This window comes from Shinella sp. 838 (genome assembly GCF_029623935.1).
In the GTDB taxonomy this organism is placed as follows: domain Bacteria; phylum Pseudomonadota; class Alphaproteobacteria; order Rhizobiales; family Rhizobiaceae; genus Shinella.
Genome location: NZ_JARSBQ010000002.1, coordinates 134,067 through 159,756, shown reverse-complemented (window position 1 = coordinate 159,756; position 25,690 = coordinate 134,067). Strand labels below are relative to the sequence as shown.

General features: G+C 65.9%; 21 protein-coding genes and 1 riboswitch. Of the genes, 9 read left to right on the top strand and 12 right to left on the bottom strand.

Annotated features, from left to right (window positions below):
* Positions 1–37: 37 nt before the first annotated feature.
* The gene (locus P9A16_RS08330; RefSeq protein WP_023514302.1) at positions 38–2,212 is read right to left on the bottom strand and encodes a methyl-accepting chemotaxis protein; all 2,175 of its coding nucleotides are present in this window, start codon (positions 2,210–2,212) and stop codon (positions 38–40) included.
* Positions 2,213–2,464: 252 nt separating this feature from the next.
* Between P9A16_RS08330 and P9A16_RS08325 the strand changes: the two genes are divergently transcribed.
* Together P9A16_RS08325 and P9A16_RS08320 are read left to right on the top strand one after the other, a co-directional pair.
* Positions 2,465–3,217 (top strand): TlyA family RNA methyltransferase, encoded by a 753-nt coding sequence (locus P9A16_RS08325; protein ID WP_278025645.1) that lies wholly within the window; start codon positions 2,465–2,467, stop codon positions 3,215–3,217.
* Complete coding sequence (locus P9A16_RS08320; protein WP_023514304.1) at positions 3,214–4,464, top strand: class I SAM-dependent RNA methyltransferase; 1,251 nt, start codon at positions 3,214–3,216, stop codon at positions 4,462–4,464. Before P9A16_RS08325 ends, P9A16_RS08320 begins: the two co-directional genes overlap by 4 nt.
* Before the next feature lie 7 nt (positions 4,465–4,471).
* On the opposite strand, the gene P9A16_RS08315 is transcribed toward P9A16_RS08320, so the two are convergent.
* From P9A16_RS08315 to P9A16_RS08295, 5 genes are all read right to left on the bottom strand, one after another.
* A complete protein-coding gene (locus P9A16_RS08315) occupies positions 4,472–5,230 on the bottom strand; it encodes an SDR family oxidoreductase (RefSeq protein ID WP_023514305.1) in 759 nt (252 codons plus the stop codon).
* Positions 5,231–5,361: 131 nt separating this feature from the next.
* A complete protein-coding gene (gene mcpU, locus P9A16_RS08310; protein ID WP_024271033.1) occupies positions 5,362–7,455 on the bottom strand; it encodes a methyl-accepting chemotaxis protein McpU in 2,094 nt (697 codons plus the stop codon).
* A gap of 300 nt (positions 7,456–7,755) precedes the next feature.
* Complete coding sequence (locus tag P9A16_RS08305) at positions 7,756–8,511, bottom strand: crotonase/enoyl-CoA hydratase family protein (RefSeq protein ID WP_024271034.1); 756 nt, start codon at positions 8,509–8,511, stop codon at positions 7,756–7,758.
* Positions 8,512–8,592: 81 nt separating this feature from the next.
* The gene (locus P9A16_RS08300) at positions 8,593–10,389 is read right to left on the bottom strand and encodes an acyl-CoA dehydrogenase (protein ID WP_023515276.1); all 1,797 of its coding nucleotides are present in this window, start codon (positions 10,387–10,389) and stop codon (positions 8,593–8,595) included.
* Positions 10,390–10,574: 185 nt separating this feature from the next.
* On the bottom strand, positions 10,575–11,174 hold the full coding sequence (locus tag P9A16_RS08295) for a BA14K family protein (protein ID WP_023515275.1): 600 nt from the start codon (positions 11,172–11,174) through the stop codon (positions 10,575–10,577).
* A gap of 206 nt (positions 11,175–11,380) precedes the next feature.
* Here P9A16_RS08295 and P9A16_RS08290 point away from each other — a divergent pair, with 206 nt between their 5' ends.
* On the top strand, positions 11,381–12,475 hold the full coding sequence (locus tag P9A16_RS08290) for a glycoside hydrolase family 25 protein (protein WP_023515274.1): 1,095 nt from the start codon (positions 11,381–11,383) through the stop codon (positions 12,473–12,475).
* Between the two features lie 28 nt (positions 12,476–12,503).
* Here P9A16_RS08290 and P9A16_RS08285 read toward each other — a convergent pair whose 3' ends face one another.
* Together P9A16_RS08285 and P9A16_RS08280 are read right to left on the bottom strand one after the other, a co-directional pair.
* On the bottom strand, positions 12,504–13,607 hold the full coding sequence (locus P9A16_RS08285) for a hybrid-cluster NAD(P)-dependent oxidoreductase (RefSeq protein WP_023515273.1): 1,104 nt from the start codon (positions 13,605–13,607) through the stop codon (positions 12,504–12,506).
* A 1-nt stretch (position 13,608) separates the two neighbouring features.
* On the bottom strand, positions 13,609–14,853 hold the full coding sequence (locus tag P9A16_RS08280; protein ID WP_278025644.1) for an aromatic ring-hydroxylating oxygenase subunit alpha: 1,245 nt from the start codon (positions 14,851–14,853) through the stop codon (positions 13,609–13,611).
* A gap of 103 nt (positions 14,854–14,956) precedes the next feature.
* Positions 14,957–15,152, bottom strand: a riboswitch (cobalamin riboswitch).
* A gap of 298 nt (positions 15,153–15,450) precedes the next feature.
* Here P9A16_RS08280 and P9A16_RS08275 point away from each other — a divergent pair.
* Positions 15,451–16,056 (top strand): DUF6656 family protein, encoded by a 606-nt coding sequence (locus tag P9A16_RS08275; RefSeq protein WP_023515271.1) that lies wholly within the window; start codon positions 15,451–15,453, stop codon positions 16,054–16,056.
* Between the two features lie 16 nt (positions 16,057–16,072).
* On the opposite strand, the gene P9A16_RS08270 is transcribed toward P9A16_RS08275, so the two are convergent.
* Positions 16,073–17,146, bottom strand: coding sequence for a diguanylate cyclase domain-containing protein (locus P9A16_RS08270; RefSeq protein WP_023515270.1), 1,074 nt, complete (start codon positions 17,144–17,146; stop codon positions 16,073–16,075).
* 151 nt (positions 17,147–17,297) lie between these two features.
* Here P9A16_RS08270 and P9A16_RS08265 point away from each other — a divergent pair, with 151 nt between their 5' ends.
* Both P9A16_RS08265 and P9A16_RS08260 read left to right on the top strand, forming a co-directional pair.
* Positions 17,298–18,272 (top strand): L-threonylcarbamoyladenylate synthase, encoded by a 975-nt coding sequence (locus P9A16_RS08265; protein ID WP_023515269.1) that lies wholly within the window; start codon positions 17,298–17,300, stop codon positions 18,270–18,272.
* A gap of 62 nt (positions 18,273–18,334) precedes the next feature.
* Positions 18,335–19,765, top strand: coding sequence for an FAD-binding oxidoreductase (locus P9A16_RS08260; RefSeq protein ID WP_023515268.1), 1,431 nt, complete (start codon positions 18,335–18,337; stop codon positions 19,763–19,765).
* Between the two features lie 105 nt (positions 19,766–19,870).
* Here P9A16_RS08260 and P9A16_RS08255 read toward each other — a convergent pair whose 3' ends face one another.
* On the bottom strand, positions 19,871–22,192 hold the full coding sequence (locus P9A16_RS08255; protein WP_278025643.1) for a DUF1217 domain-containing protein: 2,322 nt from the start codon (positions 22,190–22,192) through the stop codon (positions 19,871–19,873).
* Between the two features lie 262 nt (positions 22,193–22,454).
* Here P9A16_RS08255 and P9A16_RS08250 point away from each other — a divergent pair, with 262 nt between their 5' ends.
* Positions 22,455–23,018, top strand: coding sequence for a DUF6101 family protein (locus P9A16_RS08250; protein ID WP_023515266.1), 564 nt, complete (start codon positions 22,455–22,457; stop codon positions 23,016–23,018).
* Between the two features lie 169 nt (positions 23,019–23,187).
* Positions 23,188–23,358 carry a hypothetical protein gene (locus P9A16_RS08245; RefSeq protein ID WP_024271035.1) on the top strand — a complete coding sequence of 57 codons (171 nt, stop codon included), beginning with the start codon at positions 23,188–23,190 and terminating at the stop codon, positions 23,356–23,358.
* Here the strand turns inward: P9A16_RS08245 and ubiA are convergent, their stop codons facing one another.
* Positions 23,359–24,312: a 4-hydroxybenzoate octaprenyltransferase gene (gene ubiA / locus P9A16_RS08240; RefSeq protein WP_023515264.1), complete on the bottom strand. Its 954-nt coding sequence runs from the start codon at positions 24,310–24,312 to the stop codon at positions 23,359–23,361.
* 76 nt (positions 24,313–24,388) lie between these two features.
* The gene (locus P9A16_RS08235) at positions 24,389–25,174 is read right to left on the bottom strand and encodes a MipA/OmpV family protein (RefSeq protein ID WP_023515263.1); all 786 of its coding nucleotides are present in this window, start codon (positions 25,172–25,174) and stop codon (positions 24,389–24,391) included.
* A 192-nt stretch (positions 25,175–25,366) separates the two neighbouring features.
* Between P9A16_RS08235 and P9A16_RS08230 the strand changes: the two genes are divergently transcribed.
* Positions 25,367–25,606 (top strand): hypothetical protein, encoded by a 240-nt coding sequence (locus tag P9A16_RS08230; protein ID WP_023515262.1) that lies wholly within the window; start codon positions 25,367–25,369, stop codon positions 25,604–25,606.
* Positions 25,607–25,690 lie beyond the last annotated feature (84 nt).

Genomic DNA, 25,690 nt, shown 5'->3' with positions numbered 1-25,690 from the left:
GATGGGCCGGGGCGCTTTCCTGTCGTTCAGGCAGAGATCAGAATTCGGTCCATTCCTGCGCGAGGGCCGTGTTGCCGCGGGAGACCGCCACCGGCCGGTGACCTGGGCGCGCGGCCGTCTCCATCGTGCGGTGCACGGCCCGGAGTTCGCGCGCCGCGCCAGGCAGGACGAAGCGGGAAATCTGATCGCGCAGGCGCACCGCCTCGTTGGCAAGCGATGCGCTGGCAGCATTCGCCTCCTCGACCATGGCGGCGTTGCGCTGCGTGACCTGGTCCATCTGGTTGACGGCCGTGTTCACCTCGCTGAGGCCGACGGACTGCTCGCGGGCGGAAATCGCGATGGCATCCATGTGCTGGTTGATGGTGGCGACATGCATGCCGATCGCCTCCAGCGAAGCACCCGTATCCTGCACCAGCCGCACGCCGCCCTCCACTTCGGCGGCCGAATTGCGGATCAGCTCCTTGATCTCGCGTGCGGCCTGCGCCGAGCGCTGTGCAAGTTCCCGCACCTCCTGCGCCACGACGGCGAAACCCTTACCGGCCTCGCCCGCGCGCGCCGCCTCGACACCCGCATTGAGGGCAAGCAGGTTGGTCTGGAAGGCGATCTCGTCGATGACGCCGAGAATGTTGGAAATCCTGCTGGACGACGTCTCGATGCGCTTCATCGCCTCGACCGCGCCGGCAACGATCTCGCCGGATTTCAGAGCGCTGCGGTTCGCCTCGCTGGCGACGCTGCGCGCCTCTTCCGCCCGCTTCGTCGAACTCGCGACATTGGCCGTGATCTCGTCGAGTGCTGCGGCCGTTTCCTCCAGCGAGGCGGCCTGCTGCTCCGTACGCTTGGAGAGATCGTCAGCGCTCTCGCTGATCTCGCGCGAACCGTCGTCGATGGAGGTGCTGGAGAGCGCGACGGAGCCGAGCGTTTCGCCAAGCTGCGCGACGGCCGAGTTCAGGTCATGGCGTAGCTGTTCGAAATCGGGCGCGAAGGGTTCGGTCAGCTGGAAGCTGAGATCGCCGGACGCAAGGCGGCGCAGGCCGCCGGCAAGCCCCGAGGTGGCCTGCTGCAGACGCGCCTGCGCCGAAGCTTCGGCCTCGTCCTGCAGGCGGACACGCTCGGCCTCGGCACGAGAACGGTTCTCCGCGGCTTCCGCTTCCAGACGGCGATTGGCGATGGCCGCCTGACGGAAAACCTCGACCGCGCTGGCCATCTGGCCGATTTCATCCCGGCGGCTGGCGAAGGGGATGGCCGAGGCGGTGTCACCGCCGGCAAGCTGCGTCATCGCCTTTGTGGTGGCGACGATCGGGCGGGAAATCGAACGGCCGATGAGAAGGACCGTGGCGGCGATCGCCGCGATGGCCGCAAGGATCGCGACGATCGCGATCCTGTGCGTCGTCTCCAGGGCGCTTGCGCTTTCCGACTCGGCCTTCGCCTTGTCCGAGGCGATGGCGGCCGATACCCGGTCGAAGAACGGCTCGACGGCGGCAAAGGCCCCGGAGACACCGGCGCTGGCTGCAGCCTCGGTCTCGGCAATCGCCGCATAGTCCTCGAAAGCCTTGCCGTAGGTGTCCAGCGCCTTGAGGATGGTCGCCTGGTTTGCGGCACCACCGAACCTGTCCACCGGCGCGCTGGCAAAAGCCGCGCGCTCCTCGGCATGCCTGGCGACGTACTTCGCGTCGCGGCGCATGATGAAGTCCTTCTCGTGGCGGCGCATCATCAGCATGCTGACCTGGAGGCCCTTGTCGTCGACGGTCTTCAGCAGCTCCTCGATCGAATGCACGGCCGACCGCATGGCGCCTTCCCGCCCGGACGACGGATCAAGCCCGAGCGCAATGCTCGCATCGGCGAGCGTTGCGAAACTCTTGCGGTAGGCCGCATACCCTTCCGAGATCGCCTGGAGGTCCGCACGGGTCGCCGGCGCTTCGATGAGGCCGTCGAGCGTGGCAAGCGTCTTCTCCGCCCGCGCGGAAATCTCCTTGTGGGCGGCGGTGTATTTCTCGTCCCGTCGCAGCAGGAAATCCTTCTCCGCCCGCCGGTTCTGCAGGAACTCGGTCTCCAGCACCCGCAGCTGCGCGTCGGCGCTGCGATGGCGCTCGACGGTAACGCGGTAGTCGTCAGAGATGCGCTTTTCGACTTCGAAAATGCCGACGATGAGAAGGATGCCCGCGACAGCAATCGGCGCCATCAGGCCGATGCGGTGTGACAGACGAAGGGTCATGCATGCTCCTTGCGCCCGCACCGGGCGGGCCGCTCGTTCATGGGATTTTGTGGATGCCCCCTGCTCGGGGGCCATAGGACAAGGCGCCGTCGTCATGCCGGCTTATGCTTAACAAATGCTAATTGTCATAATTTAAGGAGCGATGAATATAGATCAACCGTTTTAGGGTTTTCATCTGTTCCAGCGAGCCTTGCCGGGCGCAACACACCGTATGGGGCTTGCCACCCGGGGCGTGAGGCGTCATGAGAGGCGATGTCCCAAACTACAGAAACCATCCGCCTCGACCAGCTCCTGCTGAATGCCGGCCTTGTCGCCAGCCGCTCGCGGGCGCGCGACGCCATCACGCGCGGCACCGTGCGCGTCAACGGCCGCGTCGTCACCAAGCCGAGTTCGAGCTTTTCCCCCTCCGTCGCTATCGAGATCGACGATCCCGCCCAGGCCTATGTCTCGCGCGCGGCGCTGAAACTGAAGGCCGCGCTGGAGACCTTCGGGTTCGATCCCGCGGGCCTTGACTGCCTCGACGTCGGCGCCTCCACCGGCGGCTTCACCGAGATCCTGCTGGAGCGCGGCGCAAGCCACGTCGTCGCGGTCGATGTGGGTCACGACCAGCTTCACCCGCGGCTCATGGCGGATGCCCGCGTCACCAGCCACGAGGGCCTCAACGCCCGCGTGCTCGATGCGGACCATCTCGACGATCGTACCATCGGCGGCGTCGTCTCCGACGTTTCCTTCATCTCGCTGAAACTGGCGCTGCCGCCGGCCCTCTCGCTCGCCGAGCCCGGCGCCTTCTGCGTGCTGCTCGTCAAGCCGCAGTTCGAGGCCGGGCGCGAGGCGATCAGCAAGGCAGGCCTGCTGAAAGACCCGGACAGCGCGCCGGCCGTTGCGGCCGAACTGGAGCGCTGGCTCGTCGAGGACATGGGCTGGCAGAGCCTCGGCCTCATTCCCTCACCGATCGCCGGCGGCGACGGAAATGTGGAGTTTCTTCTGGGAGGCCGCAAGCCATGACGACGGAAACGCTCACCATCGCCCGGCTCGGCAGCGGCGGCGACGGCATTGCGGAGGCAGCCGGTGGCCCGGTCTACGTGCCCTTCACCCTGCCGGGCGAGACGGTCGCCGTCGCGCGCGTCAAGAACCACGGCACGGTCATGTCCATGTCGGTCGCCTCGCCCGAACGGGTGGAACCGGCCTGCGCACATTTTGGCCCCGACGGCAAGAACGGCACCTGCGGCGGCTGCACGCTGCAACACGCCTCCGATGCGCTCTACCACGACTTCAAGCGCGACCTCGTCGTTCATGCTTTGAAGAGCAAGGGCCTGACGCCCGAGGTCGCCCCGCTCGTCATCGCCCGGCCGGGTGAACGCCGCCGCGTCGTCTTCACCGCACGCCGGACGGAAAAGGAGATGCTGCTCGGCTTCAACCAGGCCGGCAGCCACCACATCGTCTCCATTGACCACTGTCCGATTTCGAGCGACGGCATCATGTCCATGCTGGAGGCGATCCGCCGGGTGGCCGCCGCCATCGCCACCTCGGCCGAGCCCTTCCGCGTAACCGTGCTCGAAACCCTTTCCGGCCTCGACCTTGCCTTCGAGGGCGTGAAGAAGGTGGGCGACAAGGAGCGGCGCGCCGTTACCCAATGCGTCCTGTCACTGCGCGGCATTGCCCGGGTTTCCAGCGACGGCGAAATCCTCATCGAGCCGCAGAAGCCGGTGATCGATTTCTCCGGCGTGCGCGTCTTCCCGCCCGCCGGCGGCTTCACCCAGGCGACGAAGCCGGCCGAGGACGCCATGGCCGAGCTGGTGCTGGACGCGCTCGGCAAGGCCAAGCGCGTCGCCGATCTCTTCGCCGGCTCCGGCACCTTCGCGCTGCGTATCGCCCGGCAGGCCAAGGTGCATGCGGTGGAAGGCGAGGAAAAGGCGCTGAAGGCGCTCGACCAGGCCGCACGCAACACGCAGGGCCTGAAGCCGGTGACGGTGGAGCGGCGCGATCTCTTCCGCCGCCCGCTGATGGCCTCCGAGCTGAAGGTGTTCGACGCCGTGGTCTTCGATCCGCCGCGCGCCGGGGCGGAGGACCAGTGCAAGGAGCTTGCCCGCTCCGGCGTCAAGACCATCGTCGCCGTCTCGTGCAATCCCGTGAGCCTTGCCCGTGACCTCGCGATCCTCACCGCCGCCGGCTACCGCATCCGCCTCGTGACACCGATCGACCAGTTCCTCTGGTCGGCCCATGTCGAGGCGGTGGCGGTGCTGGAGAAGTAGGCCTCGTTCAATCGACCTGCGTGGCGAACACCCCGCCATCGTCCGCGTCCAGCACGATGGAGAGGGAAACGTGGCGCGGGCGCGTGACGGCGAAGAGCACGGCTTCGACCACATCCCGCGTGGTGCCGCGCGAGCCCTTCGCCCGCTCGGCCACCGCAGCCCATTCCGGCGAACCCGGCTGAACGTCATCGAGATAGGGCGGGTGCACCACGATGGAGCGCAGGGGCGTTCCCGCCAGCATCTGCTGCAGCCCCTCCGCGATGGCAGCCTGGGCGCGCTTTGCGGCGTAGAAGGGCACGGACACATCCCGCATGAGCGCATTCGGCAAGCCACTGATCGAGCCGATCGTCACGATATCGGGATGGCTGGACTGCCGCAGCAGCGGCAAGAGGCCCTGCGTGAACAGAAACGTACCGGTAACGGCGGAATTGACGGTGCTCAGCACGTCTTCCGCCCTGTGCGGTTCGTCGCTCGCCCCCAGCCACATCGCACCGTTGTTCACGAGGAGATCGATACCACGCTGCAACCGGTTGATCGCCTCGACGCCGCGCTGCACGCTTTCGCTGCTGGCAAGGTCGACCTCGATGCAGGTCGGACGGGCGCCCGTTGCCTGCCAGACGGTCTCCGCGACGCGCTCAACCGCCGCCAGGGTGCGACCGCACAGGATGAGCTCGCACCCCGCTTGCGCAAGGGACATTGCAAGCGCCGCTCCCAAGCCGCGGCCCGCGCCGGTGATGACGGCCGTACGTCCCTGTAATTCAACCATTTTCTGCCTCTGCTATCTGAACTGCGTTCGGGTCGCCTATAGATGGAGCGCCATCGGCCGCACGGCAAGAAGTGGACAGAAAAGAGAAAGGCCCGGGATCGCTCCCGGGCCTTTCCATGGTTCCCTATGCCTCAAGCCGCGCGGCGTGCCGGCGTTGCGGCGTAGCCGGCACCGCCCGAGCCAAGCTTGAACTGAGCGAGCAGCGCGGAGAGTGCGGCTGCCTCGCCGGCAAGGCCGTGGCTGGCGGCGGTCTGTTCCTCCACCATGGCGGCATTCTGCTGCGTGCCCTGGTCCATCGTGTTGACCGCAGTGTTGATCTCCTGCAGGCCCGTCGACTGTTCGCGCGCGGCAAGCACGATGGCGTTCACATGGCCGTTGATCTCCTGCACCTCGCGCACGATGGCTTCCAGCGCGGCGCCCGTCTCGTCGACGAGGGAAACGCCGGAGCGGACCTGCTCGCCGGAGGCGGTGATCAGCGCCTTGATCTCCTTGGCCGCGTTGGCCGAGCGCTGGGCAAGCTCGCGCACCTCCTGTGCGACGACGGCAAAGCCCTTGCCCGCCTCGCCTGCCCGGGCTGCTTCCACGCCGGCATTGAGCGCGAGAAGGTTGGTCTGGAAGGCGATGTCGTCGATGACGCCGATGATGTTGGAAATCTCGTGCGAGGACTTTTCGATGCCCTGCATGGCCGAGACGGCGCGGCGGACGACGTCGCCCGACTTTTCCGCGCCCTGGCGGGTGCGCGAGACGAGCGAGCCGACTTCTTCCGCGCGGCGGGTGGAATCCTTCACCGTCGTGGTGATCTCTTCCAGCGCGGCAGCGGTTTCCTCCACGGAGGCGGCCTGCTGTTCGGTCCGCCGGGCGAGATCGTCGGCGGCCGAGCGGATTTCCGTGGCGCCGGCATCGATGGCGCGGGCGTTCTGGCCGACCGTCGTCATTGCCGTGTGGAGCTTGGTGAGCGAGTGGTTGAAGTCGGTGCGCAGGCGATCGAGATGGCCGACGAAGGGCTTTTCGATACGGTGGGCAAGATCGCCCTCGGCAAGACGGCCGAGGCCGTCCGCAAGCGCCTCGACGGCGTGCTGGATCTCGCCGGCTTCGCGCGCCTTGACGGCTTCGCGCTCGCGGCGCTCGCTTTCGGAGAGCACGCGGCCTTCTTCCGCGGCGTTTTCAAGACGGGTGCGCTCGATGGCATTGTCGCGGAAGACCGCGACGGCAGCAGCCATGCGGCCGATCTCGTCGGTGCGGTTCTCGCCGGGAATGTCCGTGCGGACGTCACCCGCGGCGAGCTTGTCCATGGCCGATGTCATATCCTTGACCGGGCGCACGACGAGGCGGGAGAGCACGGTGGCAAGGAAGCCCATCATGACGACGACGGCAAGGATCGTGGCGATCGTCGCGGCGATGCGGAACTGGTCGATCGCCGCATAGGCCATGCCGCTGTCAATGGTGAAACCAAGATACCATTCGACCGACGGCAGACCGGTGACCGGCACGAAGGAGACGAGCACCGGCTTGCCGGCATAGGTCGTGTGCGTGATGCCGCCGCCGATGGCCGGCGTTGTCTCGGGGAAAGCATCGGTGAGCGTCTTGGTGACGAGCGCCTTGTCCTGGTGCACGAGGATCTGGCCGTTCTTGCTGACGAGGAAGGCGAAGCCCGTGCCGCCGAGATCGACCGAATTGACCATGTCGACGAGGGACTTCAGCGAGAAGTCGCTGCCGGCGACGCCCAGCAGCTTGCCGTCGTGCTTGACGGGTGTCGCGGCGCTGATGATCAGGTCGTTGGTGGAAGCGTCGATATAGGGCTCGGTCAGCACGCTGCCGTTTGCCTTGACGGCATCCTGATACCACGGGCGCTTGCGCGGATCGTACCCCTCGGGCATCTCCGATTTCGGCCACTGGGTGAAGAGGCCCGTCTCGTCGCCGACATAGGTGGTCATGAACTGGCTGACGAGAACGTCATTCTGCAACACGGCTTCGATGCCCGTCGCATCCACGGCCTTGCCGGCGGCATTGCCGGCCATCTCGGTCAGCGAGACGCGAGCATTCAGCCAGTTGGCGATGCTCTGGGCGGCCTGCTTGCCGGAACTGTCGATGCTTTCCTCGACGGAATTCGTCAGGACGCTGCGCTGCAGGCTGTCGATATAGAGGGAAAAGCCGGTGAAGGCGGCAACGACGACGAGGGACGCGACAACGAGAATGCGCGTCATCAGATTGGAGCGCTTGGCCATGGGCGATGTTCTCTGGGGCGCCGCGCCGGAAACGGCGGGGACGCGATGCTGAACGGCATGCCGGAAGGCGGAAAATCGGGCGCATCATGCGGCCGCCGGCTGGACGCCGGAGAATGCCGCACAATAGGAAAACGTGTTTAAGGCGCCGTTAAAATTGACAGACCACAAATGGGGTGCAACCGGTGCCTGCGGAACGGGGTGCGGAAAATCGACCGGATCGGGAGGCGCCGAAAGGCGCTCCAACCCACCAATCTGCCCGTTTTCCAGGTGGAAGAGCGGTTCCCGCTTTCAGGACCGGTTCTAGCGACGGGCCATGAAGGCTTCGAAGGCGGCGCGGGCTTCCGGGCTCTTCAACTGCGCCGCGAAATGTTCGGCCTCCTCGTCGATCCGCCTTGCCACATCCGCGCCGTCGCCCCGGATAAGGGTGCGGGCGATGGCCAGCGCCTTCGGCGGCTTGGCGGCAAGACGCACGGCGGCGGCGAGCGTGTCGCGCTCCACCGCGGCGGGCTCGACGACGGCATAGACGAGGCCCGCCTCCCGCGCTGCGGTGGCGGAGAAGCCCTCCCCCGCAGCCAGCAGCGCGAAGGCCCGCTGGTGGCCCATCAGGCGGGGGGCGAGAAGGCTGGACGCCGCCTCCGGCACCAGCGCCAGATCGACGAACGGCGTGCGGAACTCGGTACGGATCGAGGCATAGGTGAGGTCGCAGTGCAGATGGATCGTAGTGCCGATGCCGATCGCCAGACCGTCGACGCCGGAGACCAGCGGCTTGCCGTGCGCAGCGAGCGCATGGAGAAAATCGACCACCTCGCGCCCCATCGTGCCGCCCATTGCGAAGGCGAGGAAATCGTTGAGATCGTTGCCGGCGGAAAAGCAGCCTTCCGAGCCGAGGAAGACGGTGGCGCGCACGCTGTCATCCGCATCGCCGGCCTTCAGCGCGTCGGTCATCGCCTGGTACATGGCGCGGGTGATGGCGTTCTTCTTGTCGGGGCGGTTGAGGCGGATCACCTGGACGCCCGGCGCGTTTTCCGGGTGCTCGATCAGGATATGGTCGGTCATGGGTATCGGTTTCCTTCGCCGGATGGCAATCGTACGGGGCCGCCCCCTCTGCCGTAGTCCTATCAGTTCGATCGCGGCATCCTATCCCAGCACCACACGTGCGGCTTCAAGGCTCCCGGCACCGGAGATCACCCGGTCGCGCAGCGCCGCCGTCTCGCCGATGATGTTTTCCGCGGCGAAGCGGCACAGCGCGGCCCGTTCGCCGTTGCGGCCGTCACCGCCATCGGCAAGCGCGCCCTTGGCGAGATAGGCCCCCGTCAGCACCAGGCCGAAGAGGCGCTGGTAGGGCGTGGCACCGGCAAGCGCTTCGGCCTGCCTGCCCGCGGCGAGCGTGGCAAGCAACCATTCGGTGGCGGCTTCGAGATCAGCGATGGCAATATCGAGGCGCTCGCCGGTTTCGCCGAGATCCGGCGTATTTGTCGTGCCCGCACGAAGACGGGCCTTTTCGGCGATCTCGCGCAGTTCGCCGACAAAACCCCGCACATGGCCGCCGTCCGACAGCGGCAGCTTGCGCGTGACGAGGTCGATGGCCTGAATGCCGTTGGTGCCCTCGTAGATCGGCGCGATGCGGGCGTCGCGATAGAGGCGGGCGGCGCCCGTCTCCTCGATGAAGCCCATGCCGCCATGCACCTGCACGCCGAGCGAGGCGACGTCGACGCCGGCATCGGTGGCGAAGCTCTTGGCGATGGGGGTGAGCAGGCTGGCGCGCTCGGCCCAGTGCCGTGCCTCCGCGCCATGACTCATGTCCACCGCGTGGGCGCAGGCATAGGTGATGGCGCGGGCGCCCTGGGTCAGCACCTTCATGGTCAGGAGCATGCGGGCGACATCGGGATGCTCGATGATCGGACTCATGCCCGAACCCTGGTCGCCACCGTGCCAGCCCGGCGCCTTGCCCTGCGTGCGCTCCTTCGCATAGGCGATCGCCTTCTGCGTCGCGGCCTCCGCGATCGCCACGCCCTGCATGCCGACGGCGAGGCGTGCGTTGTTCATCATGGTGAACATGCAGGCGAGACCCCGGTTCTCCTCGCCAACCAGCCAGCCGATGGCGCCCGGCTCGTCACCGAAGCGGCCGTCGCCGTAGATCATCGTGCAGGTGGGCGACGCATGGATGCCGAGCTTGTGCTCGATAGAATGGCAATAGGCATCGTTGCGGGCGCCGAGCGATCCATCCACGCCGACCAGGAACTTCGGCACGAGGAAGAGCGAAATGCCGCGCGTGCCGGCCGGCGCATCGGGCAGGCGGGCAAGCACCAGATGCACGATGTTGTCGGTGAAATCATGCTCGCCATAGGTGATGAAGATCTTCTGGCCGAAGAGGCGATAGGTGCCGTCGTCACGGCGTTCCGCGCGGGTCTTCATCACGCCGAGATCCGAGCCGGCATGAGGCTCGGTGAGGTTCATCGAGCCCATCCATTCGCCCGACACCATCTTCGGCAGATAGGTGGATTTCAGGTGGTCCGAGCCGTGCGCCGTGAGCGCCTCGATGGCGCCGATCGTCAGCGTCGGGCCGATCGCAAAGGCCATGGAGCCGCTGTTCCACATTTCGAGCGCGGCGACGTGCAGCATGTGCGGCAGGCCCTGCCCGCCGAAATCGGGCGAAGCCGTCAGCGAATTCCAGCCGCCTTCCGCCCAGGCCTTGTAGAGCGCCGGCCAGCCGTCGGGCATCGTCACCGCGCCATCGGCGAGGCGGGCACCCTGTCTGTCGCCGATCTCGGCAAGCGGCGCCACGGCTTCCGTGGCGAACCGGCCGGCTTCTGAGAGGATGGCATCGACGAGGTCGTCCGAGAGATCGCCGAGATGGCCGCCTTCGAGCGCGGGCGCAAGGCCCGCCACATGCTTCAGCGTGAACGCAATCTCCTCGACCGGCGCCTTGTACATCTCTATCCTCCTCCGGCCGCCTGCCCGCTTCGGCGGGGCGATCCGCTGGCGCACAGATTATTGATTTTTACGTAAACGTCAACTTGCGTTGATACCCCAGAAACGGAAACGGGCCGGCCGGTCTCAACGACCGGTCAGCCCATTCCAGGAGCCGGGGGACCGCCGGCTCGGAGAGGATTGCCCTATCAGCTATAGGGCGAGATGCACTGGCGGCGCGGACCGTTGTAGGGCTGGAACGTGTTGTCGTAGGCCCTGTACGAACGATAGCGGTTTGCGCACCAGTTCACATGCGAACCACCACCGCCGACATAGGTCCGGTCGTTGGCAATCGCGCCGCCGATGATGGTGCCGATGCCGAAGGCGGCAAGCGGGAACCAGTAACCGTCATAATAACGATAGCCCGGGCGCTGATAGCGGTAGCCGCGATGGCCGCGGTACCAGCCGTAGCGGTCGCCGCGGTCACGCCAGCCCACATCCCGGTCGCGATAACGGTAGTCGGGACCACGGTAGCGACGGATATCGCGCCAGCCCCGATCGTCGTTCCAGCTGCGCCCGCGGCGCCAGCCGTCGTCGCCCCGCCCGCGGTCAGCGCGCCAGCCACGATCGGAATTCCGGCGCACCCAGATACGGCGGTCATGGTCGCGAACGAGCTGCACATCGTTGCCGCCGGCCGCGGTCGTCTGCACCTTCGGAACCCCAAGCGGCATGGCGCTGGCCGGCACGACCGGGGTGGCGGCAAAGAGCGCCGACATGGCGACCGCCAGGCATTTGTTGAGAAATCTCATGACACTTCTCCCTGAGAGGGCCTTTCGACTGTTGCTCGAACGGCAATTTGAACGCGAAACGCACCAAAGTCCCTTTCGTTCCATATGCGATCTTCTCGCGCGCGATTCAATGTTCAACGCCGGGTTTTGTGCATGTTAGCCATCCGTTAACCATGTTTCGCGCACCATGCGCACTTGCGCCGGCGCGATATCGAACAGGAGCGTCCATGAACCCGAAGCATCTTTCCGGCCTGGCCGCCCTTCTCCTGCTGGCCGCCCTGCCCTTTTCAGCAAGCGCCGCGAACGTCGAACCGTGGAAGAAGCCGGAAAACGCCATCGTCATCGATGCCTATGAGCTGAACGAGATCGACTGGTCGGAAATGCTGTCCGACACGCGCATTGCCGGCTTCATTTCCAAGGCGTCCGACGGCCTGCCGGAAAGCTTCAGCTGCAAGGGCGAGCACAGCGGCGACACGGTGGCGCATTGCAAGACCATGTGGCGCAAATATGCGGTGAGCCGCGAACTCTACGAGACCCGCCGGCTGCTCGCCCGCTCGAAAGGGCTGCTCTGGGGCGCCTATCACCTCGCCCGGCCGGGCAATCCGGTCGATCAGGCCAACCATTTCCTCGACTATGCCAATCCCCAGCACGACGAGATGATGGTGCTCGATATCGAAGGCATCGATCCCGACAACTACATGTCGCTGGAGGATGCGCAGGTCTTTGCCGGACACATCAAGACGCGCACGGGCCGCTATCCCGTGCTTTACACCAACCATTCGACCGCCCGGTTCATCGCCCTCAACCGTGACAGGTACCGCATCCTCTCGCGCCTGCCGCTCTGGTATGCCCGCTACAAGCCGGGCATCGAGGACGCCTTCCCGATGGGCAACTGGGACAATTACGCGCTCTGGCAGTTCTCCGCCGGCGTCAACTGCTCGAAACGGCGCTGCCCCTACCGGGTGAAGGGCGCGCTGACCGATATCGACGTCAACGTCGCACCGATGACCAAGGCGGCGCTCGGCAAGGCCTGGGCCTTCGGCGAACTCCTGCCGGAAAAGCCCTTCGAGCCCGTCGACACCATGCTCACCGCCTCCATCCCGTCGGGCGGCAGCTTCAAGGCAACGGTAAGGGCCGAGGCCGAAGCCGGCACCGGCGCGCAGACGGCCGGCGCCGTCACGCTCGCCTCGGGCGCGACAGCATCCTTCCCCGTCGCCGTGACGGCCGAAGTCCGCGCCGGCATCATGGCCAAGGGCACCGCGACCACCACGGTCGGCCGCCGCCTGGTCGAGGTGACGCCGCTGAACTATCAGGATTTCTGAAACGCTTGCGGCGGGCGCAGGCCCGCCCCTACGCCTCGATCTGCACGTCGCCGACCGGCCGCGAGCAGCAGGCAAGGATGTAGCCTTCCTCGATCTCGTCGTCGAGGATGCCGCCGTTGTGGCGCATGTCCACCTCGCCAGAGAGCTTCATCACCCGGCAGGTGCCGCACAGGCCGCCTTCGCAGGCCGCGCCGATGCGCACGCCGGCCGCCCGGGCGGTCTGGAGGATCGTCTGGCCGGGCGGGCATTTCGCATCCTTGCCGGCCATGGTGAAGGTGACGGTCGCAACGGCATTGGCATCGACGTCGTGCTCACCGGCGCCGGCGCGGATGGCGATCTCCTCCGGGGCAGGCGCTGCGGCCGGCTGGAAGCTCTCCTCGTGGTAGCGCTCCATGTTGAAGCCGCAAACCTTGAGAAGGTCTCTGACGCCGCGCATGAAAGGTTCCGGGCCGCAGCAGAAGACGGTGCGCTCGCGAAAATCCGGCGCGAGCAGCGAGAGACGGGCGGCATCGATGCGGCCGCGCAATCCGTGCCAGCCGTCGCGCGGATTGTGCCCCTCGACGACGAAGCCGAGCGTCAGGTTCGGCATCTGCGCGGCAAGACATTCAAGCTCCGCCTTGAACAGCAGATCCTCCGGCTTGCGCGCGCAGGTGACGAAGGCGACGTCGGACTGCGGCGCGCAATCCGACATCCAGCGCGTCATCGACATCATCGGCGTGACGCCGGAGCCGGCCGAGATGAAGAGATACTTTTCGGCGGGATAGCGCACGAGGGAGAAGTCGCCGAGCGGGCCGAAGGCCTTCAGCTTCATGCCGGGCTTCAGGTTGTCGAACATCCAGCGCGTGCCGATCGAGCTCTTCTGCGCCTTCACCGTCACGGAAACGGAGAAGGGGCGCGAGGGCGTCGAGGAGAGCGTATAGGTGCGCAGGACGGGATCGTCCTGCGCAACCGGAATTTCCAGCGTGACGAACTGGCCGGGCAGGTATCGGAACCAGTTGTCGCGGTCGGACCGGAAGGTGAAGGTCATCACGTCTGATGTCTCCACCGTTACGGCAATGCATTCCAGCATGTGCTGGCGATCGTTCCACGGATGAAGCTCGTCGAAATGACGGAAATGGCTTGCGATCGTCATGTCATGCCACCCGCGAGAGCGGCTTCTTGGCGCCGTCGAGCCGGTCGACCATAAAGTTCACGTACCATTCGACGAACTGCATGACGCCCCCCTCGTCTTCCGGCGAATAGGGGCCGGGCTGGTAGGCCGGCGAGCGGATGCCGAAGGCGTTTTCCTCGACGATGCGGCGGTCCTGGTCGTTGGTCTCGGTCCAGACATGGGTGAGCTCGTCAAGGCGGTAATCGACGCCCTCGACCGCGTCCTTGCTGACCAGCCATTTCGTCGTGACCTGCGTCAGCTCCGGCCCAAGCGGCAGAACGCGGAAGGTGATGGCATGGTCGGCGAGCACATGGTTCCAGGTCGTCGGATAGTGGAAGAGCAGCAGCGTGCCGATGTGGTTTTCCAGCACATCGTTCGACAGCGGGCGGTTGACGGCGCGGGCGCCGGACATCGTGTAGCTCTCGGCATCCTGGATGAGCGGCATGCGGGCCGCGCGGAACTGGCCGGTCGACGACATGCGGAATTCGCTCGGTAGGCCCGCCGCCTCGCATTTTTCCCAGTGCGCGGTGATGACGGGATCGTCCTTGGCGCCCTGCACGCCGGTGGCGCTCGGCGCTTCGGGATAGGTGCGGCAAAGCTCGGGATGGTTGGCGGCGCAATGATAGCACTCGCGGTTGTTTTCCCAGACGAGCTTCCAGTTGCCCTTCTCGACGATCGTGCTTTCGAAGGCGACCTTGGTCTCGCCGAGGCGGTGACGGGCAAGATAGGGCTCGACCAGGCTGCGGAAGGCGGAAAAGTCCGGCGCCTCGTTTGCAAGGCAGATGAAGATGTATCCGCCGACGGTCTCGCAGTGCACGCGCTTCAAACCGTGCTGGCTCTTGTCGAAATCCTCGGCCATGTGGCGGGCGAAGAGCAGCGAGCCATCCAGCTCGTAGGTCCACTGGTGGTAGGGACAGACGAGCTTGGCCGAGGACCCCCTGTGCTGCGTGCAGACGCGCGAGCCGCGGTGACGGCAGGAATTGTGCAGGGCGCGCACGGTCCCCGTGCGGTCGCGGGTGATGACCACGGGATAGTCGCCGACCTGCACGGTAAAATAGTTGCCGGCCTTCGGGATCTCGCAGTCATGGCCGATGAACAGCCAGTCGCGATACCAGATCGTCTCGAGATCGAGCCTGTAGTGATCGGGGTCGATGTAGAAGGCCTGCTCGAGGCTGTGGCCCTCGCGCCGGTTCTTGAGCTTGCGGAGCACGTCGCTGCTGATGTCCATGCCGGATCCTCGATATCCTGTTGGGGATGAGGCGCACGGAAGGAGACGGCATCCGGGCGCGGGGGCGCCGGACTGCACGCTTCCCGGCCGCCCGCCGCAGCCAGTCACGATCATTCCCAAGGCTGGTTTCCGGGCTCAGGAGCGTCCGTCAGGACCGTCGCGGCGCCTTCCCGGACTTCTGTCCAGTGGCGTCTCGCCGCGCGTTTCTCCTACACCGTTGCGGGGGCAGCGCCGGATTTCAACCGGCTTCCCAATTCTCCGCTCTTCGTCAGAACGGCACCTCGAGTGTTCTTATCTAAACGCAAGGCCCGGCAAACGACATGTCAGTTAGCGACATGCCATTCCGATTTGGCGACAGAGAGAAAATGGGCCGAGGCAAGCCAACCTCAGGCCTAATTGCATATATTTCAATCAATTATGCAAAGGAAACGAGCAACATGAATACCCTTTGGGCCACCTGACATGCCCGGTGACACAATTGTCATATTGCGACCCCTCCGGAACCTTTGGAAAAAGCGGGGGCGGATTGGCAAGGAATGCTTAACGCCGTTTCCTTAAACTTCATCGCATCGGGGCGCGAGGATGGAGTGCCGACGCGTGCAGCAAACCAAGTTCCGTTACTACGACGCAGTCGCCTACAAGCGCGCGAACCAGCCGAAATCGGCCGCCCATACCGAGTTCCTGCGCACCGGCCGCATCGACCGGAATGTCAGCTGGAGCCCGAACGAGAAGCGCTACCTCAGCTACCAGGAAGTGGCCGAGCGTACCGGCCGCAAGCTGGAAAATGCCGGCAGCGTCACGCATGACCGCATCAACGGCTTTCACCAGTCGATCCGCTTTCCCAAGCTGATCTTCCACCGCACGCTCGCCCAGACGCCGCATCTCGGCTATTGCCACATCACCGTCGCCAATTCCCGCTTCGCGGAATTCGAGAATGTGCAATGGGCCTTCTACATGGCCAATTTCTTCGCCGAGATCGGTGAGGAGGAGCAGTTCTTCGCCGACATCTCGAAGAAGGCCGGGCGGATGTATTTCGCCGTCGCCATCACGCCGGCCGAAGAGGAAGGCCGCCTGCAGATCGACCGCAAGGTGCGCGGCAACGGCGTGCTCTTCCGCACCGACGATCCGAAGCTTGCCATGAAGAACGTGCTGATGCTCGGCGCGCACAACGAGGCGCTGCGCAAGATCATCCGGGCGCTCTAACCCCTACCCCGCTGCGTCAGGCCACCCCGGACGGCCGGTAGATCAGCCATTCCTTGCCGGCCGGCACCTCGTCGCCGCGACCGTAGACGACGATCTGGTCGCCGCCCGCGCCCCGCGCCTCCGCCAATGCCCGCTCGCAGGCCGCCGAAAGGTCGAGCGCGCTGTCGGCGCGGTCCGCCATGCACACGCCGGCAGACAAGGTGAGGTGACCCAGATTGCGCCCGGTACGCGGATCGCGCAGCGCCACCGTCTGGAAGGCGGCGCGCAGCAGGTCGATCAGCCGCGTCACCTCCCCTTCGTCAGCGGTGCGAAACAGGAAGCCGAAGCGCAGGCCGTCGAAACGCACGGCCAGCTCGCCGGCGGGAAAAGCCTGGCGGATAAGGCCGCCGTAGAAGGTGACGAGATGATCGGACAGGGCCTCGATCTGGCCGGCGGAGAACCGCTGCTCGGCATCCACCTCGGCGATCGCGACGCCGCAGAGCATCGGCAGGTCCGGATTGGCATAGACCCGGGCGAGCGCCTTGTTAAAGGCACGGCGGTTGCCGAGCTTCGTCGGCGGATCGACGAACTTCATCGCCTCGAATTCCGCCATCTCCTTCTGGATGCCGTCCATGACGACCGATTGCGCGGCAACCTTCTCCGCCATCTCCGCCGTATGGGTGACGCGCAGTTCGGTCGCGCGCTGCAGCGCCTCGAGCGAGGAGCCGAGTGCGCCCTCTCCGAGGCTGCCGGCATCACGGATGACCTGCGAGGCCTCGCCGATCAGGCGGCCGTAATCCGACAGCGAGGTGCGTTCCTGGCTCAGCAGATCCATGAAATTTGCCATCTCGTTGCTGATGGCGCCGGCCGAGCGCTGCAGCACGCCCGCCTCATGCTGGTGCGGCAGATACTTGCGGCCGAGTTCGTCGAGCGCGCCCTGCGTCTTGTATTTGCCGAGCGCGATGAAATCGCGCACCAGATCGGGATTGCACCCCGCATAGGCCTCGTAGACCAGTTCATAATTGCGCGGCAGGCCGTCGATGCCCATCTGCTTCATCGCCGTTGCGACGCGCAGGGCGATATCGGTCGTCGAGGATTTCTTATGCGCCATCAATGCGGACCTGCTGCTTGATTTTTCAACCCTCCATAGCAGCCACCACTTTCGGCCGATCTAATCCGGTCGCTCGCATTTTAGGCAATGGGTAACCCTTGGCTTTTGCGGGAAAAGCCCTGTAAAGGAAGCCCGGACAAGGAAGGGCGACATGGCTGATATCGTGGATACGCGGACGGATGCGGAGACGGCGCTGGCCCGGGCCTGCGAAGCGCTCGGCCGGGGCGTGCCGGTCGCCATTCCCACCGAGACGGTCTACGGCCTTGCCGCCGACGCCACCAACCCGCTGGCCATCACGCGCATCTACGAGATGAAGGGACGGCCACGCTTCAATCCGCTGATCTGCCACATGGCCGACCTCGCCATGGCAGAGGAGCATGCGGTCTTCGATCCGCTGTCGCGCGCGATCGCCGAGGCCTTCTGGCCGGGGCCGCTGACGCTCGTGTTGCCGATCCGCCCGGAAAGCGCCATCCATCCGCTCGCCCGCGCCGGGCTCGACACGATCGGCATCCGCGTGCCCAAGGGCTTTGCCAGCCGCCTGCTGTCGGCCTTCGGCCGACCTCTTGCAGCGCCGAGCGCCAACACGTCCGGCCGCATCAGCCCGACCACCGCCCGGCATGTCGCCGAGGATTTTGGCGCAAAGCTCGAGCTGGTTCTGGATGCCGGGCCGGCCGTCGTGGGGCTGGAATCCACCATCCTCAAGGTCGAGGGTGACACGATCCGGCTGTTGAGGCCGGGCGGGCTGGATGCCGCCGAGGTCGAGCGCGTCACCGGCCTGAAGGTGGTGCGCAACGAAAAGGCGGGGGCCGCGATCGAGGCGCCGGGCATGCTTGCCTCGCATTACGCGCCCGATGCACCGGTGCGGCTCAATGCACACGACGTGGCGCCCGGCGAGGTGCTGATCCGCTTCGGCGGCGCGGCATTGCCCGGCGAGGCCGATGCCGCACTGGTGCTGGACCTCAGCCCCAGCGGCGACCTTGCGGAGGCCGCCGCCAATCTCTTCGGCTACATGAAACGGGCGGATGCGGCCGGCGCGCGCGCGATCGCCTTCGCGCCGATCCCCTCCCGCGGCCTCGGCGAGGCGATCAACGACCGACTGCAACGCGCGGCTGCCCCGCGCGGCTGACCGCTGCGAACCGATCCAAGCGCACCAGCCCTGTGCGAGGCGGCGCCAACGAGGACAGAGCCATGACCCAGGCGACGCTTGCCCCAGATCTCATCGACCGCTTCGTCACCATCACCGGCCCGGCCCACGCCCTGACGGCGGAGCGCGACATCGCGCCCTATCTCGTCGAAAGCCGGGGGCTCTATCACGGCACCTCGCCGCTCGTGCTGCGGCCGGGCTCCGTCGAGGAGGTCTCGAAAATCCTCGCGCTTGCCACGGAAACGCGCACGGCCATCGTCCCGCAGGGCGGCAATACCGGCCATGTCGGGGGCGCGGCGCCGCGTGAAGGGGCGACGGATGTCGTGCTGTCGCTCTCCCGGCTCAACCGCATCCGCGATGTCGATCCGGTCGGCAATGTCGTCGTCGCCGACGGCGGCTGCGTCCTCGCGGAGATCCAGAAGGCGGCCGAGGCCGCGGACCGGTTGTTTCCGCTGTCGCTCGGCTCGGAAGGCTCCTGCCAGATCGGCGGCAACCTCTCCACCAATGCCGGCGGCACCGCGGTGCTCGCCTATGGCAACATGCGCCAGCTCTGCCTCGGCCTCGAAGTCGTTCTGCCGACCGGCGAGGTCTGGAACGGCCTGCGCCGGCTGAAGAAGGACAATACGGGCTACGACCTGCGCGACCTCTTCATCGGCGCGGAGGGCACGCTCGGCGTCATCACCGGCGCGGTGCTGAAACTCTTCCCGCGGCCGCTCGGCCACGAGGTGGCCTTTGCCGGGCTGAAATCCGTCGCGGATGCGCTCGCCCTCTTCGAACGCGCCTCCAGCCGCTGCGGCACCGCGCTGACCGGCTTCGAGCTGATGCCGCGTCTCGGCGTCGATTTCACCACGCGGCACATTCCGGGCGTGCGCGACCCGCTCGCCAGCCGGCATGACTGGTACGTGCTCGTCGATATCTCGACATCCGACGCGGCGGAGACCGCCGCGCGCATGATGGAGGCCCTGCTGGCCGAGGGCATCGAGACCGGGCTCGTCGAGGATGCGGTGATCGCCGCCAGCGAGGAGCAGCGCCGGGCGCTGTGGCACATGCGCGAGAGCATGTCGCCGGCGCAGAAGCCGGAGGGCGGCTCGATCAAGCACGACGTCTCCGTGCCGGTCTCGGCCATCCCGGCCTTCATGGCGGAAGCGGATGCGGCGGTCATGAAAGCCATCGGCGGCGCGCGCATCTGCTCCTTCGGCCATATGGGCGACGGCAACATCCACTACAACATTTCGCAGCCCGTCGGCGCCGACAGGGACGCCTTCCTCGGCCGCTGGCGCGAGATCAACGACCTCGTGCACGCCATCGTGCTGAGCTATGGCGGGTCGATTTCCGCCGAGCACGGCATCGGCCAGCTGAAGCGCGACGAGCTCGCGGCGGTGCGCGCGCCGATCGAGATGGACCTGATGGCAAGGATCAAGCACGCCTTCGACCCCGCCGGCATCATGAACCCCGGCAAGGTCGTCAGGGGCTAGCCTATTTCCGCTTTTCTTCGAACAGCAAAAACGCTCTCTCTATCTGTTTGATGCAGTTCCGGGCGTAAAACCGCGCCGCGCTTCTGCTGGAATTGCGCCAGGCGATCAGCCGCCGGTGCGCAGCTGCGCCAGCGACATCATGAGATCGGCACTGATGCCGGCCGAACCCGAACTGGTGAGCACGGAGAGCGCCGGATCCGTCGTGCTCTGGTTCTCGAGATCGTAGAGCACGGAGAACTTCACGATCATCTTGGAGACCTTTTCCGGATCCTGCAGGTCCTTCAGCTCGAGATAGCGCTCGACCATGTCGGCCTGGGCGTCGACATCCGCGCTCGCGATCTCGTCGGGCAGCTGGTAGAGCACCTTGAAGACTTCGAAGAGCGCGTCGTCGGCCAGCAGGTCGTAGGGGCTCGAAACCGTTTCCGCCTTGCGCTCGAAATAGAGCGCGAGGCGCACGCCGGCATTGTCGTTGCCCGCATCCGCCTCCAGCTTCTGGCGCACGTAGCCGTCGATCGTCTGGTAGATGCCGCGGCGAGACTGGATCTCGGCATCGTCCTGCCGCTCGACCTGGCCCTCGGCATTGAAGTTGAACGAGGCCACGATCTGGCGATAGGCGCGGTCGGGCTGCTGGTTGGCGAAACTGTCGGGGTCGTCGAGGTCGGAGGTGAAGATCTTCGCCATGAACTCGGCATCGACGCTCTTCGTATCGATGCCGTTGGCCGTCAGCACGAAGGCGACGAGGCGCGGATCGGACAGGAATTCCTTGACGCTGTCGATCTTCTGCATCTGGAGGGAGTAATATTTCGCCTCCTCCTCCGCCAGTTTCTTGTCATCTTCCGTTCCGAAACGGGATTTGGCCGTCACATAGGCGCGCGACATGACGAGGATCTCGGATTCGGACTGTGCCAGCTTCGGCGCCGTGATATTGCCGTCCGACCCGAAATTGAACGCCTTGGCGAATTCGACGAAGCGCGGGTCGCCGAGCTGGTACACGTAGCTCTTCGGATCGTTGAGATCGCTCTTCAGCACGTTCTTGACCGTCAGGGCCGAGACCTTGGCCGGATCGAAACCGAAGGCCTTCAACGCGAAGTCGTAGAGGCTCGCCTCGCCGACGAACTCGTTGACGGTCTTCACCGCGCCGATCTGGCTCTTGAACCGCCGGATGGCCAGCTCGTCCGCCTCCTCGTCCTTGTCGTTGTAGCGGCTCATGTAACCGGAGGCGACCGTTGCGGTCTGGGTCGCGGTCTGCGCCGCATCGCCGGCGGCCAGCGTGCCGTCCTCCTGGAAATTGAAGGCGGCGCGCAGGGCGAAATAGGCTTCCTTGTCCGATCCGCCGAACTTGTTGATGTAGCTGTTGGCGTTGTTCGGGTCGGGATCGCTGGTCAGGATGTTGGCGATGGTCGAGCTGTCGATCGACAGCTTGTCGAGGCCTAAGGCCACCTTGAGATAATTGACCATGCGCGGATTGCCGGCAACCTCGCTTGCCGTCGTGACGCTGCCGATCCGGCTTTCGAAATACTCCTTGTGGATCAGCGCGGCGGCCGATGTCGCGCGCGGATTGGAGAGCGTGTAGAGCTCGGTTGTGCTCGTCTTCTGGCTGGCGTTCTGCACCGTGCCGGCGACCGCCGTGCCATCGGCGGCAAAATTGAAGGCGCTGGCGAGCGTGCCGTATTTCTCGGCATTGGCGATGATGGCGCTCTGGCGGACGATCTCGGCCCTGAGCTGGGCGATGCGGGCCGCGTTGGCGTCGTTGGGTTGGAGTGTCGCCAGCTCGTCATTGGCCGCCTGCATGGCTGTCTGCGCGGCGGTCGCCTTGGCGCCGAACTCCGTGTTGAAATAGCTGGCGGGATCGTCAAGGTCGCTGGTCAGCACCCCGCGGATCGTCTGGCGCGACCAGGTCGACGGATCGATGCCGAAGGCCGTGAAGACGTAGCTGCGCAGCCGGTCGTTGTTGAGCAGCTGGTCGACGCTCGTGATCGTGTCGATGACGGCATTGTAGTAGCGCGTCTCCTCCTTGATCGCCGCGCCGGCATTGGCCGCCGTCGCCGAATAGAGGCCGATGATCTCGTCGAGCTGCACCTCGGTCTGCGCCGAGGCGGTCGATGCCTCGAAGCTGAAGGCGGTGGCGAATTCCCGGTAGCGCGAATCCGTCAGGAGGTTGACGAAGCTGTTCGCATCCGACGTATCGCTTTCCAGCACCTTGCGCATGAAGGCGGTGGCATAGGTCATCTCCTCCAGGCCATAGGCTTTCATGGCATAGGAATAGAGCTGGTAGTCGTCGAGGAACGCGTCGACGCTGGTCACCTTGCCGATGTTTTCCTTGTAGTACTCGGCCTCGCGCGCGGTGACCGTCTCGCTCGCCGTGCGGTCCAGCGACACCAGCATGTCACGCGCGATGAGGTTGTAGCTCGTATAGGTGGACAGCATCGGAGGGGTCTCTTTCGACAATGCGGGCGGGCCGATCGGGGGCCACTCTCGCGCGCGAGGCTTGTCCCGACCTGTCGCACGCGTTCACCTCTCCTAAACCCTAGCCCGTGCGGTTTTGCTAACCATCAGGAACTGCAAAGTTTTCTTAACCGCGATTTTTAAGCGGCTCGGAAGGGGGTGCGCCTATTCTCGCCCTCAGAGGACGAAAAGTCCCGATGAGAAGACCGGACACCGGCTCTCAAGGAAAACAAGGGCGAAAGACATGCTGAATACCGTTTCCAAGCCGGCCTGGGCCGGCACCACGCTCCGGCTCGATCCCAAGCGCTTTCCGCAGCAGGTGACCTTCGAGCTGCGCGCCGAGGGAACCGACGCCACCATCACGCTCGACGAACGCGGCGCCGTGCTGCGCAAGGTTCTGCCGTCCAGCGGCCTGCCGCTCTCGATCGCCCTGCCGGCCCGCGCCTTCAAGGGCGTCGCCGCCCGCGCCATCGACCACGGCAACGGCGACGTGACCGTCACCCTCGAACTGCACCACGACGATCCGGACCTCTGCATCCCGCTCCTGGTGGCGCACGACCTGTGCGACATCGCCGCCGACTGGCGCAGCTGGGCCGAGGCCTACCGCATCCCCATGCTGATGGTCGAGGCCGACGGCATCGCCCGGCCGCTCGACGACAACCTGACGGTCGGCAGCCGCCCCGCCAAGCAGCGCCGCCGCCACTCCTACTTCGCCGACCGCCGCCCCCGCTTCCTGGTGCGTCGCACCACCGGCAAGCTCGGCGTGCAGATGAAGATCGACGGCCGGGAAATCATTGCCCGGCGTTGAGCCTGAGACAGCCGCATGACCTCCAGAAAAGCCGGCCGTTCCCTGCGGCCGGCTTTTTCGTGCGCCCTTGCCTGTTCCCTCCGGAACACTTTTCCCGTGCCCGGCGTGGGAAACAGCGTTCAACACACCGGGTTCGTACCGGGGAACGCGAAGCAAGGGACAGATCACGATGGCAAAGTTCTTCACCACCCTCCTCGGCCGCATCCGCACCGTCGACAGCGCGACCGTCGATCGGGTTCGCCCGCCACGCCGCGGTTTCGAGATCGCCCTTCATCCGACAACGCTGCGGCGCGGCGAAGACCGCCCGCAGACCGGCTCGCGCGGGCCGCGGCACCGCTGATCAGGCGAACGGGATGGCGACGGTGAGCGCAAGGAAGAGGCAGAGGCCGACGACGCCGTTGAACTTGAAGAGTGCGAGGCACTGTTCCGGGTCGTCGATGTCGAGCGTGGCGATCTGCCAGGCGAGCATGGCGGCAGCCACGCCGAGGCCGAGCCAGGCCACGATGCCGATGCCGGCAAGCCAGAAGGAAAGCGCGACCAGCACGACCGTCAGGCCGTAGAGGCCGATGAGCCATCCCGCGGTCTTCTCGCCGAAGAGGCGCGCGGTGGAACGCACGCCGATCAATGCATCGTCTTCCTTGTCCTGGTGGGCGTAGATCGTGTCGTAGCCGATGGTCCAGGCGATGGCGGCGACGTAGAGCGCCAGCGAGGCGGCCGACACTTCGGAAAATTCCGCCGCCCAGCCCATCAGCGCCCCCCAGGAGAAGGCCATGCCGAGGAAGAATTGCGGCCAGTCGGTGAAGCGCTTCGCGAAGGGGTAGATGGCGACGATCGCCAGCGAGGCGATGCCGAGCACGATGGTGAAAAGATTGAACTGCAACAGCACGACGAGGCCGACAAGCGCCTGCAATGCCATGAAGATCTTCGCCTGCCGGCGCGTGACGCGGCCGGAGGGCAGCGGACGCGAGCGGGTGCGGGCCACCGCCTGGTCGATCTCGTGGTCGACGAGGTCGTTGTAGGTGCAGCCGGCGCCGCGCATCGCGACGGCCCCGACGAAGAAGAGGAAGAGCTGTGTGACGAAGCGCGCAAGATCGAAGGTGCCGATCGCCGCCGAGACATTGGCCGCCAGCGCCGCCGACCAGAGGCACGGCAGGAGGAGAAGCTGCCAGCCGATCGGCCGGTCCCAGCGGGCGAGCTGCGCATAAGGCCAGGCCGCGCGCGGCAGCACGCGGTAGACCCAGTTTCGGGACGGCGCATCGGCGACGCGGCCGGAATCGGAGGGAGAGCTGATCATTCCCCTAGATCGCAAGCCGCCCGGCGCCGGTCAAGCCGGCACCGCGCCGCAGGGTAGGTCGCGCGCGCCGAAAAGGTTACGGCAGCGTGAAATCGAACCGGTAGGTGGCGGAAAGGCCGATCAGCACCTGATCGCGGCTGCCGCGCTCCTTGACGAGGCTCGACTTGGCCGCGTCGCCAACGAGGCGCTTGTATTCGGCAAAGGCGCTCGTCTCGATCTTCTCGTTGACCTGCCAGGTGATCGCCGCGCCCGCGCCCACCGAGTGGATGCCGCCGTCGGGATCGTAGGCGGAAAGACCGGACTTGGCGACCTGGTTCGGCTTCACGCCATAATAGGTGTCCATATAATCGTTCGAGGCGAGCGTCACACGCGGGCCGGCCGAGATGCGCACATCAGGGCGCACGTCGACGAAGGCGTCGGCCGCGATATCGGCAACGATACCGTCATGGCTGCGGATGCCGTGGCGCACCTCGCCGCGCACGCGCAGCCAGTCCGTCGGATAGGCTTCGGCGAAGGCGCCGAGTTCGCCGCCGAACTTCACCGGGGTCAGGCCGCGCAGATCCTTCGAATCGTCGTCGTCACGCGGCATCACGAGTTTACCCGTCGCACCGGCACGAAAGCCGCCATTGTCGATCAGCGCGAAGGACGGGTTGTCATTGCGCGAGGAGAAGCGGACGGTGCTGCCCGCCTTGCCGAGCGAGATCATCGGCGTGACCTGGAACAGGTATTTTTTCGCCCCCTCGTAGCGCGGCGCGGCAAAGCCGGCGGCGCCGACCTTCAGATACCAGTCGCCGGACCAGAAATAGCCGCCTTCGCCGGCAAGGGCGGAAACGGGCACAAAAAGGAGAGCGGCCGCAGTCATTGCGGTCGAAACACGGATACTCAAGACACAATCCTCGCTTCACCGGCAGACCCGCCGCGGGCTGCCGAAACCTTTGATTGCGTGAACATTAGCTGCGTTTCATTACCGCTTTGCTAACCATCCGGCCCGGCGGCGCGCGGAACGATTCGGCCGCACCGATGTTTTTACGGGGAACGAACAAGGAGTTTCCCGATGACCGTCAGCACGATGGAACTGAAGCTGCAGGCGATCCGCAACGACAGCGGCCTTTCCCGCAAGGAGAAGATCGCCAGGCTGGAAAAGCTGCGCACCGAAGCCCGCGCTCTCCAGCGCGCCGCCACCGAAAGCGCCATGGTGGAGGATGACGGCTGGTACGAGGACGTGCACCTGATCGACACGGAGCTGGAGGCGCTCGGCCGTACCGTGGAGGAAAAGGGTGCGGCGACCCTATAGGGGCGGTACCGTGCAGTCGCGGCAGCGAGATGAGGGGCAAACCTGACATTCTCCTGCCCGCGCGCGCTCCCGGTCCCGGCAGCC